An 11,830-nucleotide genomic window follows, 5' to 3' on the forward strand; every position below is an offset into this window, starting at 1 on the left:
CAAATGCGCTTATCGAGTGATTAACTTGGCATAAGTCATTTTATTAATTATTTTACAAGGCTTATTTTTTCTAAGTATTTTGCGCTATAGTGATGAGCAGACACTTTTGAGTAAGTAATGGTATTGCTTACTATATAGACGAGCCTTTATGTAAACGATACTATCTCTTGTAGTGGTCAACTAATATCCTTACAGCCATGCTGTTAGGCGTTGCGTTTAGATAACGACCATTCCTCTTAATCACTCCTTTATCAAAGGTACTTAAATGATCATGTCTCCACCTCGTCACTCACGCTTTTTTTCAGTATTTTTCACCACATCGGCGGCTCTGTTTGCCTTAAGTGGCTGTAATAACGTGACACCTAGCGTGAATCACCAAGCTATAAAACAACCGATAACCGATGTCATGCCAGCTGTGCAAGCAGTCGTTGGAGATTATGCTGATGAAGGTTATGAAAAGCGCGCGCAAGGCTATGATTGGGTTGGCGTGATGGTACGAGCAGATGGTGATCGACAGATTGACATTAGAGTTCGCTCACGCAGCGATATCAAAAAACCTACTTGTCACTTCGATGGTAAAGCGACATTCATGGGGCAAGATACTGCTCATGGTATGATTTTTCAGTCAAAGGTAAATGACAGCACGGCTTTTTTTCAATTTAAGGATGACACCCTCATCATCGACAGCCCAGACAAGTATGCACTGAACTATTTTTGCTCAGGTGGAGGCTCGCTTGCTGGAGAATATAAAAAGCTGGCAGTAGGTTTGGAGATTTAATAGTCATCGCTAGCATGTGTTAGGACGTGTTTTTCATTTCAAAAGTAGTGATAAAAACAAAAAGGTGCCAGACAATAAGTCTGACACCTTTTTTATGACTGGCTTAGTACGGGTTATTTATACTGATGATCTGCCCTTATACCGCAGATGCACCCGTTAATTTAACTTCAGCACGCTCTTCTTTTGCAATGCCGGCATAGTAGTCACGCAAAATTTGTAGTATTTCTGGACGGCTAAAGTTATCTGGTACATCTTCGTCTTCTGATAGCGCTTTACGCAGCTTAGTACCTGACACTTTAACGTGCTCAGAGGCGTCATGCGGGCAAGTTTTGTCTGATGCCATCGCGTTACAAGCGTTACACCAGAACGTCCAGCCAATTTTGAGCGGTTGGGTGATAAGGTCGTCTTTACCAACGTGTTCAAAAATAGTTTGCGCATCAAACGCACCGTAGTAATCGCCGACACCCGCATGGTCACGACCGACAATCAGATGGCTACAGCCATAGTTTTGACGGAATAGCGCATGTAATAATGCCTCACGTGGGCCAGCATAGCGCATATCCAACGGATAGCCTGCTTGGATAACGGTATCTTGTCTAAAGTAGTTGTCGATCAAGGTTTTGATGGCTTCTTGACGAACTTCTGCTGGGATATCGCCAGGTTTCAATGCCCCTAATAATGAATGAATCAATACACCATCACAGATTTCAATCGCAATCTTGGCCAGATATTCATGTGAGCGGTGCATTGGATTACGCGTTTGGAATGCCGCCACTGTTTTCCAGCCTTTAGCATCCAAAATTGCGCGCGTTTCTGCTGGCGTTTTGTAGATTTCTGGATATAACGTTGGGAACTCACCTTCGCTAAGTACTTCAACACTACCGGCAATATTGACGGCTTCTTGGTTTAATACTTGTTGTACGCCTGGATGCTCTGAATCCGTGGTCGTAAATACTTGCTGACACTCATGCTCTTTATCGATGGTATAAGTCTCTTCTACCGTCAAGATACCCATGACTTCGCCATCTTGAGCGACCAAGGCTACTTTGTCGCCTTGACTCAAATTATCCGCAGTCTCTTTTGGCGCAGACAAAGTGATAGGAATTGGCCAAAACAAGCCAGCGTTTTCACCGCTTTGCAGACGCATGTTGTCTACCACGCCCTGCCAGTCCGCTTGATTCATAAAACCATTTAACGGAGTAAAACCACCAATACCGAACATGATTAAATCACCACGCTCACGTGAGCTTAGAGTGATGGTCGGCAATGTGCTGGCAAGCTCTAATGCTTGATCACGTGCTGCACCGTTTAATAATAGTGGCTTAAGCTCTGCACTACCATGTGGTGGAACCAGCTTTGATTTGAATTGTGATTGGGTTTGGCTTTGAGTTTGAGACATATAGTTATTAAAACCTCTTATAAAAAGAATGGTTGGAAGAGATGAGCAAAAATGCAAAAGCGATTAAATGTACAAAACTGAGAAGAAAGCCGTCGCTAGATAATAAGTAGCGTACTAGCGACTGGGCATTAAATTTGATACGCATAGGCTACCTAACTTTCGTTATGAAAATTTATGCTGTGTTTGGATATGGATATGTCTGAAAGGAATTTATGTTTCTGGCTACAAGCTTATATGATGTATAGCTGAATTATTTACATTGCGAACGGCAATAAAACCTATTACACACGCAAATCATTTTCGTCGCTGATTTTAAGATTAAAAACAAAACTGAGATTACGTCATGTATCAATATAATTACGCTGACCAGACTTTGGTAGAGGAACGAGTTGCCCAATTTCGCGACCAAACCGAGCGATTTTTGGCAGGTGAGCTGCCAGAAGAGCAGTTTTTGCCGCTGCGATTACAAAACGGCCTTTATATTCAGCGTTATGCACCGATGTTGCGTATCGCTATTCCTTACGGGCTACTTGCCAGCTACCAATTGCGAAAATTGGCTGAGATTACCCGTAAGTATGATAAAGGCTATGGGCACATGACCACCCGTACCAATATTCAGCTGAACTGGCCAAAACTAGAAGAAGTGCCAGACATTTTGGCTGAGCTTGCGACAGTACAGATGCATGCCATCCAAACCTCAGGTAACTGTATCCGTAATACGACAACGGATCCTTATGCGGGTATCCATAAAGAAGAAATTGCTGACCCACGCCCTTATTGTGAGATTATCCGTCAGTGGTCAACCTTCCACCCTGAGTTTGCCTTTTTACCACGTAAATTTAAAATTGCAGTCATCGGTACCGAAGCGGATCGAGCTGCGACGCAAGTCCATGATGTGGGTCTGCACGTCGTTACCAATGACGCAGGCGAGCTTGGCTTTGAAGTGATCGTTGGTGGTGGCCTCGGGCGTACCCCTATTATCGGCAAAACGATTCGCAAGTTTTTACCTCGTGAGCATTTACTCAGCTATCTCGATGCCGTTTTGCGCGTTTATAACTTGCATGGTCGCCGTGATAACAAGTACAAAGCCCGTATTAAAATTTTGGTTGATAGCTTAGGTGGCGATCAGTTTGGCAAATTGGTGGAGGCTGAGTGGGAAGCACATACTAAAGATGGCCCGCTTACCTTGACTGAAGAGAATTTTGACACCGCTGCTAGCTACTTTAGCATGCCTGATTATCAGTCATTTGATGCGCTCGCAGTACAATCAGAGTTGCAAGCACAATTGGCAGACAATAAAGATTTCGCTGATTGGTATAAGCAAAACACCGTGGCACATAAGGTGGACGGTTACCGTGCGGTAGTGATCTCTTTAAAAGCCGGACTGGTGGACGGTCGTTATGTGCCATCAGGTGACTTGAGTGATGCGCAAATGGATGCGCTTGCCGATTTGTCTGATCGTTATAGCTTTGGTGAATTGCGCGGTACGTATCAGCAAAATCTGGTATTCGCTGATGTGCAAACCAATGAGCTTTATGAATTGTGGCAGCAGCTAGCAGAATTGCATTTAGCGCGTGCCAATATCAACACCTTAACTGACATGATTGTCTGCCCAGGTTGGGACTACTGCTCGCTTGCCAATGCAACGACGCATAACATCGCTGAACAAATCGAAAAGCAGTTTGATGATTTAGATTACTTGTATGATCTTGGTGATATTCGCCTAAACATGTCAGGCTGCATGAATGCTTGCGCCCATCATCACACAGGTGATATCGGCATCTTGGGTGTGGACAAAAAAGGCGAGCACTGGTATCAGATTAGCCTTGGCGGTAACTCTAGTAATGACGCCAAATTGGGCAAAATCTTAGGAAAAGCGGTGCCAGCGGATGATGTGGCCAGCACGCTACAAACCATTTTAGATGTGTATCTCGATATACGCGGCACTAACGAACAAGATGTTGAGGGTTTTGGTGACGTGATTGACCGCGTTGGTATCGCCCCCTTTAAGGAGAAGGTCTATGGCTAATCATCATGTGCTTGATAGCCATGGCGCAGACATCAGTGGCGAAGATACTTGGCAAGCGCTAGCGACAGCGCAGCTGCCTGACGGTATCGCGTTATCAAACCTGACCTTACTTGAGCTGTTACACAAACAAGAAAAAGTTGATGTACTTGTCCCACTAGCAGATTTATTAAATGCTGATGGCAAACTGGCAAACGGTTTGCTCGCGCAAGTATTGGATATCCTCAAGCAGCACAGCAGCCGATTGGGTGTGTGGATCACATCCAACACCGATGCTGATGATCTGCCTGATGTAAAAGAATTTTTATTGACGCAAGACTTGATCGTCATTCATGTCCCAAGTTTTGTAGACGGTCGCGGTTTTAGTTTTGCACAGACCCTGCGTCAGCTTGGTTATGAAGGTGATATTCGCATGGCAGGCGCGTTTGGTCGTGATCAAATCGCTTATTTGCTGCGCGCTGGTGCTACTAGCTTTGTACTCAATGAGCATGATGCTAAATCTGATATTAGCCAAGCCTTCACTGCCCTAGCCAGTAGCTATGATGGTCGAGACGCTTCAGCATTACCGATGTTCTCAAAAAACTGATTTTATTATTCACTATCAAATCGCTATTTTTATATTAACAATTATTAAGGAATGTATTATGAGCCAATTACACCCAAACCTAGATATCGACCAAGCAAACCAAGATTTGCAAGGTAAATCACCTGAGCAAATCGTTGAGTGGGCATTGACGCAAGCCAAAAACCCAATCATCACCACCAACTTCCGTCCTTATGAGTCAGCGATCTTGCATTTGGTTGCCAAGCAGCGCCCTGACATCACCGTATTATGGGTAGATTCAGGCTATAACACCGATGCGACCTATCAGTTTGCCAACAAATTGATTCGTGATCTTGATCTCAACGTCGTGACGTATATTCCAAAACAAACCGCTGCCCATCGTGACGCCACCATGAATGGCATCCCAGGCATTGACAACCCGCAACATGGCGAGTTCACTGAACAAGTGAAACTTGAGCCATTCCGCCGCGCGCTAGATGAGCTAAAGCCTGACGTGTGGTTCAATGCCATTCGTAAAGATCAAACGGAATTCCGTCAAGGTCTTGATGTACTTAGCCTATCAAAAGATGGCGTGTTAAAAGTAGCACCATTGTTTGAAAACACTGACGCCGATTTAGATGTTTATCTCGAAGAGCATAACTTACCGAATGAATTTGATTACTTTGATCCGACGAAAGTAGAAGAAAGCCGTGAGTGTGGTTTGCATACGCAGTTGTAATTTTAGCAGCAATCCATAAAGTAAAAGCCCTCTTATGATTTAAGAGGGCTTTTTTTATTTTCATATTCGATTCAATATTCAGTCCCACAAAATTTGAATCTATAATCCAAGCGCTAGCGCTACTGCCAAAACAATGAGAACACACGCAAGTATCAAAATTATCGAGCTAACTGCCAACCGCCTTTCTCATCCCTTTTACCCATGACTGCCAAAACCAACACTAGACTTAACATCAGTAATAAGTACCAAGAGCCCAGCTTACCCCAACCTACCATATGCCATACATTCGCTTGTGACGGATAACGCCAAATATTGGTAAAAGTAGCAATATTTTCTGCCAACCAAACCAAAAAAGCGAGGAACAACAGTAATGGTAAAAATGGACATTGATATTGCTTGGTATCACGCAATTGAAGATTATTTTTGTGATGGATTTGAAAAAACACTCTGGTTTTCCAAAATAAAACTACTGAAGCGATGAACAATATATTGCGAATATCAGGGACAAAAAACTTAGTGAAGAAGTTGGCATAAGAAAAAATAACCAATACACTCACCCATAGTAAACGTGGCAAGTCGGTAAAAGAGGCATTAAACAATCTTAAGCCACGCGCTAAAAAACTACCTACGGCCGAATACATAAAACCGGCAAAAAGTGGCACAGTGGCAATTCTAAAAATGGATGGTTCAGGATAGTACCAAGAACCAATTTTGGGATGGGTTAAAAACAGCTCCATTGCCATGGCCATGATATGAAAAATAGCAATGACCCATACCTCACGCGGTGTCTCTAACTTGAAATAAACCAAAAAGACTTGAATAATTAAAGCGTATCCCAACAAGAGATCGTAGCGATAGATGCCAAGAACCGACCAGCTTATTTGATGAGTCAGTACAAAAGCCAATAATAAAAGGATGCCAAACAAAGCAGACGCTAAACTTAGCACGGCGCCACGCGGAATAATGTTCAACACCTTAGATTAGCACTACAATCATATTGACTACCGTTTATTGCTTTAACAGCTCGCTTAATACGCTATGGTGAACCATGACATACATCTTACTCTTCCTCACAATAGCTTATTATATAAAGTATTCATTAGAGGCCGCCAAACTATAGCAAATACTCCGCTTAATAGACAATTTTCTATTATTTTTGAATATCTCTATCTGTATAAAGAAGTCAGCATTTGAATAATTAACGTTTCTTGAACGTTTTATTGTCTAACATTGCGGTATTCTATGGCTTGCCTCAGTGGCTGCTCGGCATTAAACCGACGCTATAAAGCCGCATCATGGACAAAGTTACTCATCCTTTTTTATTTCCTTATAGGCACTCGCGCTCATCAATATGGATATTTATTATGTCTTTTATAAAAAAAATCGATTCACTCTATGAAAAACTGCACGATAAGCTACCAGCGGTAGGCAAGACCGCCTCTTTTTTAACTGGTACGAGTGTTCTTACTGCCAATAGTGCGATGGTGGGTCTGCCCATCTGGACTTTGGGAGCGGCAAAAGTATTGACAGGAGCAAAAGCTGCGGATGATGCGCTGATTGCGATTACCAAATACTGGATTAATAGTAATAACGCCGTCATTGATCATGCCCTACCTCATAAAGACTGGCGCATTAACCTGCCTGACGACCTGAGCGAAGACAAGCAGTATCTATTGGTAAGCAACCATCAATCGTGGGTTGACACCAGCATTGTGCAATATATCAGCCAAGATACGCTGCCTCTGACACGGTTTTTTACCAAGTTTAATCTGATTTATATTCCTGTTATCGGTCAAGCCTTTTATTTCTTAGACTTTCCGATGATGAAGCGCTTTTCTGCCAAAGCGATGGCCAAGAATCCAGAGCTTAAAAAACAAAACCTGCTTGAGGCTAAGCGTGCTTGTCGTCAATTAAAGGACAAACCTTTCGCGCTATTAAACTATTTGGAAGGGACGCGCTTTACTAAAGAAAAACATGACCAACAAAAATCCCCTTATCAGCATTTGTTAAAACCACGGGCTGGCGGTTTGTCATTAGCAATTAATGCGTTAGGCACTGAGTTGGATTCTATCTTAGACGTGACCATTGTCTACCCAGACGGCGCGCCTGACTATGATGATTTATGGAAAGGCAATATTCGCCGTTTGGGCGTCGATGTGACTCGCTTAAAGATACCAGACGAATTATTTGCTGCCATCATGGACGGCGGCTATGACCGTGATGAAACCACCAAAAAAATGATGTTTGACTGGTTAGAGGATATCTGGCAACAAAAAGATGCCCGTATGACTAAGATGCTGAGTGAGTTTGAATAGGTTTTGGCATCCGGTTAAAGATGTTTGATATTCTTACGCCTATCACGTAAATCAAATGCCTTACGTGATAGGTCAAGTTCATCACAAGATCAGACTTTAGCTTAGCTCCAAATTTTTCTGTAAATAAATAGTTATAAGAGCTAAATCAATGCAGTCGCTGTCCTCGTTTATCGATATAGTAGCCTTCGCCATCTTTATAAACATAAGCTTTGCCGTCAAGGAAGGAGTCAACTTGATCATAATCAAAGGGAATGACTGTCTGTCCTGCTTTATTTAGATAACCACCTTTACCATTTTTATGAACTGCAACCAGACCTTCAGAGAACTTGTCACTCAAATTATAAATTAAAGGAATGACGATATTGCCTTTTTTATCAATAAATCCCATTTTATATCTTTCGACTGTACCGACCTCGTACGTTGTTTTATAAGCATTATTAACCAATGCTAAGCCGTCAGAAAACTTACCAGCGGAATCATAAGAAAAGTCAATAATTCCTTCACCTAGTTTATTGATATATCCGTATTTTTTGTGAAGCTTGACTGGCGCTAGACCTTCTTGAAAGCTACTGGCGTAATCATATTGTAAAGAAATAATTTGCTCACCCTTATTGTTAAAGAAACCCCACTTGTCATCTTTAGCAACAGCAACCAAACCTTCTATTAAATAATTTACATTATCGTATTCTATCGGTATGACTAGCTTGCCTTTATCATTCATAAAGCCCCACTTATCATCCTTTTGTACGCTAACCAATCCCTCTGAAAACCCACCTACTTCATCATATATTATAGGAATAACGACTTTATTTTTTTTATTGACGTAACCCCATTTCCCACCTTTACTGACGGCTATTAGATTAAATTCAAAGCTGGGACTCACTTCATCATATTCTATGGGGATTATTTGTTCATTCATTTTGTTAATTAAGCCCCACTTACCATTCAGGCTGACTCGCGATAATCCTTTAAAAAAAGCATTGGCATCGTCATACTTAACTGGAATGACTATCTTATTATTCTTATCAATAAAACCATATTTATCATCTTGCTCTATTCTTGCCATCCCTTCATAAAAATCATTATCGCTCTCATAAACCATTTCCTTTGTATCGTCTTTCTCTAATTTAGACTCTAAATTGGTTGCGGCTTGACCATTTAGCATCAAACCAAAGGATAATCCAAATATAGCAAAAGAATATGTTATTGGTTTTCTGCGATTATTGTTCAGAATCATGGTTCTTATCTTCACTATTTAAATTTCAAGACTGAAATTATGTCTTATATTGACTAAGATTGCACATTCTAATCTATTCCCTTTTACACCAAAAACCCTCACCAACATGACAAAAACGAATATGCTAATGCCAATTCGCTACGTGAGCGTATGCCTGTGATACATCATAATAGCGACATACCTTACATTGAATGAATTACAGGTAATCCTATGAACACCTTTCCATTATTTTTTAAATTAGAAGGTCGCAAAGTACTTATCGTCGGCGGCGGCGATGTGGCGCTACGTAAAGCGGATTTGCTCAGCCGTGCTGGCGCGTGTATTATTGTCCTTGCACCAAGCATTAGCCACGAAATACAAGCCTTGTTAAGTGATAGCAAGCACGAATTGATTTATAAAAACTATAATAAAACCTATATGACAGACTCGCGCGTCATTATTGCTGCCACTGACGATGAGACACTTAACCATCAAATACATGCTGATGCCACTGAGCTAAACATTCCAGTTAATGTAGTCGATACGCCCCATTTGTGCGATTTTATCTTCCCCGCGATTGTTGATCGCAATCCAATCGTGATTGGCATATCGTCAAACGGCAAAGCGCCAGTGCTGGCACGTCTATTGCGAGCACGCCTCGAAACCTTGATTCCGCAAGGTTATGGTAAATTGGCCAAGCTGGCTGGCGAGTTTCGAAGTGAAGTCAAAGCCAAAATTCCAACATTGACGGGACGTCGACAGTTTTGGGAGCGTGCCTTTGAGGGTCAAGTCAGTCAGCTGATGTTTGCCGGTAATGAAAAGGAAGCAGCTGCGCAATTAAAGTTAGATCTAGATAGCACCACTGCGGCAATCACTGCAAAAAATACCGCAGATGATAATGCGCTTAGCACTGTTGCGGAATCCGCTTCAACCTCTGCTCCCGTGATATCAGATGCGCCAATAGAAACAGAAAACGCTATAGGCGAAGTCTATATCGTTGGTGCAGGCCCAGGTGACCCAGAGCTGCTCACTTTTAAAGCGCTGCGTTTGATGCAACAAGCGGATATCGTCTACTATGATGCGCTCGTCTCACCACAAGTATTAGACCTATGCCGCCGTGATGCTGATAAAGTGTTTGTTGGCAAAAAACGTAGCAATCATGCTGTGGCGCAATTGGGCATCAATGAGTTGTTGGTCAATAGCGCAAAAGAAGGTCGCCGTGTGGTGCGCCTAAAAGGCGGTGATCCCTTCATCTTTGGACGTGGCGGCGAAGAAATTGAGAGTTTGCGTGCGCACAGTATCCCTTATCAAGTCGTACCTGGTATTACCGCTGCCAATGCCGCCGCAAGCTATGCTGGCATTCCATTGACTCACCGTGACCATTCGCAGTCGGTGCGTTTTGTCACTGGATTTTTAAAGGCTGGCGCACCCAATAGCAATTTTAAGAGCTTTTTGAATACGGATGAAACAGTCGTCTTTTATATGGGGTTGCATTCGCTGGCGCGTTTGACGACAGGCTTGATTGATGCAGGGCGCAGTAGCGACACCCCAATCGCCATCGTCTCCAATGCCAGTATGCCCAATCAGCAGGTATTAACGGGAACGCTTGCCGACATCGTTGAGTTGCAAGAAAAAAATCAGCTACCCACGCCAGCCTTGCTCATTATGGGAGACGTGGTCGCACTCCATCATGATTTGGCTTGGTATAATTTGCAAAATCAGCAGAAAAACAACAATAGTGACACTACAGCTAGTAACTGGCTACGTGGTGGCACAGCGGCTACACCAAAGGCAGATCATACCAGCCAGCAAGCCCATGCGTTATCAATGGTGGCCAATTTAGCAACGGCTGATGATGGTTTGGAGCAGTTAGTGATTGGTTGAAGTATGATTTTAAATTTCCAAAAAGCCCTGCCAGTAGATTAGCAGGGCTTTTGAGTATAACGCTATTGATCTTTTATGAGCTATTCGTTTTTAACAATTAAGATTTGGTCTTTCGTTTCTCAATGACTTTTATTAGCGTGCTATGAATTGATGATGCATCAGCAGGCGGATTGCTAATAGGTGTATTCTTGATGAGCAAAGTGTATTCATAATTAGGTTCAAAATCAAAACCTTCTATACCACTATATCGATACTCCCAGTCGGCGTTAGCTTGTTCAGCAGGCTTAGTCAGTAAACATGATTGCGGCGCAACACCGACACAGTCTACTTGATGGTCAGCGATGATGATTTTACGTAAAACATAAGGCATCGCATGGACAGTAATGTGGCGCTTACTATCTATCTCTGATTGTAATGTCGATTGCTCTCCCATCACTTCAACATAATCGCCTATGGTTAATTTCTGCATTTGATGGGCGTTTTTCTGAGCAAAGTTGGCTTTACTGATTTCTGCGGTATACGTCTGTCCATCCTGAGCGACGATAGTAACTTTTTGCTGCTCTCTGTCTTGCGAGATGACCTCAGTCACTTGACCAATGATTGCGTCAGAATGACTCGGTTTAATCGAATGGACAAACGCGGTGCTATCTTTTATTTGACTCACACTGGTTTTATTATTCATATTTGCTTGCTCATAACTGCTACAAGCAGCCAAAAAGGAAGTGGCAATTAAAGCCAATGTGCATAATCTGATAAACGACATAACATACCCTTATTAATAATGGCTTGGATGTTACTAAATATGGACCTTTTCTAGTACCATTTATTTGTTACTTAATACTATTAACAATCCGCTTTGTTAATCAGCTTTTTTAAATAGCCATTATTTTTAATAAACGTTCATCGTTTCATTTACGGCTCAATGTCAC

The 11,830-nt window shown here is 42.3% G+C and carries 10 protein-coding genes; 6 read left to right on the top strand and 4 right to left on the bottom strand.

All coding sequences use genetic code 11. The annotated features are described in order from the left end of the window. The first annotated feature begins 271 nt into the window (after window positions 1-271). The gene (locus JMX95_RS11470) at window positions 272-778 is read left to right on the top strand and encodes a hypothetical protein (protein WP_227676055.1); all 507 of its coding nucleotides are present in this window, start codon (window positions 272-274) and stop codon (window positions 776-778) included. A 136-nt stretch (window positions 779-914) separates the two neighbouring features. On the opposite strand, the gene sat is transcribed toward JMX95_RS11470, so the two are convergent. Beyond that, window positions 915-2,177 carry a sulfate adenylyltransferase gene (gene sat / locus JMX95_RS11475; RefSeq protein ID WP_201560868.1) on the bottom strand — a complete coding sequence of 421 codons (1,263 nt, stop codon included), beginning with the start codon at window positions 2,175-2,177 and terminating at the stop codon, window positions 915-917. A gap of 343 nt (window positions 2,178-2,520) precedes the next feature. Between sat and JMX95_RS11480 the strand changes: the two genes are divergently transcribed. The 3 genes from JMX95_RS11480 to JMX95_RS11490 are packed head-to-tail and all read left to right on the top strand — an operon-like array spanning window position 2,521 to window position 5,486. Further along, window positions 2,521-4,206, top strand: a complete 1,686-nt coding sequence (locus tag JMX95_RS11480) for a nitrite/sulfite reductase (RefSeq protein WP_201560869.1) — start codon at window positions 2,521-2,523, stop codon at window positions 4,204-4,206. After that, window positions 4,199-4,789 carry a DUF934 domain-containing protein gene (locus JMX95_RS11485; protein ID WP_201560870.1) on the top strand — a complete coding sequence of 197 codons (591 nt, stop codon included), beginning with the start codon at window positions 4,199-4,201 and terminating at the stop codon, window positions 4,787-4,789. The genes JMX95_RS11480 and JMX95_RS11485 overlap by 8 nt, the downstream gene beginning before the upstream one ends. Window positions 4,790-4,847: 58 nt before the next feature. After that, the gene (locus JMX95_RS11490; protein ID WP_193007377.1) at window positions 4,848-5,486 is read left to right on the top strand and encodes a phosphoadenosine phosphosulfate reductase family protein; all 639 of its coding nucleotides are present in this window, start codon (window positions 4,848-4,850) and stop codon (window positions 5,484-5,486) included. 158 nt (window positions 5,487-5,644) lie between these two features. Here the strand turns inward: JMX95_RS11490 and JMX95_RS11495 are convergent, their stop codons facing one another. Continuing rightward, the gene (locus JMX95_RS11495) at window positions 5,645-6,460 is read right to left on the bottom strand and encodes a DUF817 family protein (RefSeq protein ID WP_201560871.1); all 816 of its coding nucleotides are present in this window, start codon (window positions 6,458-6,460) and stop codon (window positions 5,645-5,647) included. Window positions 6,461-6,850: 390 nt separating this feature from the next. Between JMX95_RS11495 and JMX95_RS11500 the strand changes: the two genes are divergently transcribed. Then, window positions 6,851-7,801, top strand: a complete 951-nt coding sequence (locus JMX95_RS11500; protein WP_193007375.1) for an acetyltransferase — start codon at window positions 6,851-6,853, stop codon at window positions 7,799-7,801. Between the two features lie 145 nt (window positions 7,802-7,946). Here the strand turns inward: JMX95_RS11500 and JMX95_RS11505 are convergent, their stop codons facing one another. Then, window positions 7,947-9,038: a WG repeat-containing protein gene (locus tag JMX95_RS11505; RefSeq protein ID WP_193007374.1), complete on the bottom strand. Its 1,092-nt coding sequence runs from the start codon at window positions 9,036-9,038 to the stop codon at window positions 7,947-7,949. A 210-nt stretch (window positions 9,039-9,248) separates the two neighbouring features. Here JMX95_RS11505 and cysG point away from each other — a divergent pair, with 210 nt between their 5' ends. After that, a complete protein-coding gene (gene cysG / locus JMX95_RS11510) occupies window positions 9,249-10,901 on the top strand; it encodes a siroheme synthase CysG (protein ID WP_201560872.1) in 1,653 nt (550 codons plus the stop codon). Window positions 10,902-10,998: 97 nt separating this feature from the next. On the opposite strand, the gene JMX95_RS11515 is transcribed toward cysG, so the two are convergent. Beyond that, window positions 10,999-11,664, bottom strand: a complete 666-nt coding sequence (locus tag JMX95_RS11515) for a DUF4377 domain-containing protein (protein WP_201560873.1) — start codon at window positions 11,662-11,664, stop codon at window positions 10,999-11,001. Window positions 11,665-11,830: the final 166 nt, after the last annotated feature.

It is taken from the genome of Psychrobacter sp. NC44 (assembly GCF_904846655.1).
Taxonomy (GTDB): Bacteria; Pseudomonadota; Gammaproteobacteria; order Pseudomonadales; family Moraxellaceae; genus Psychrobacter.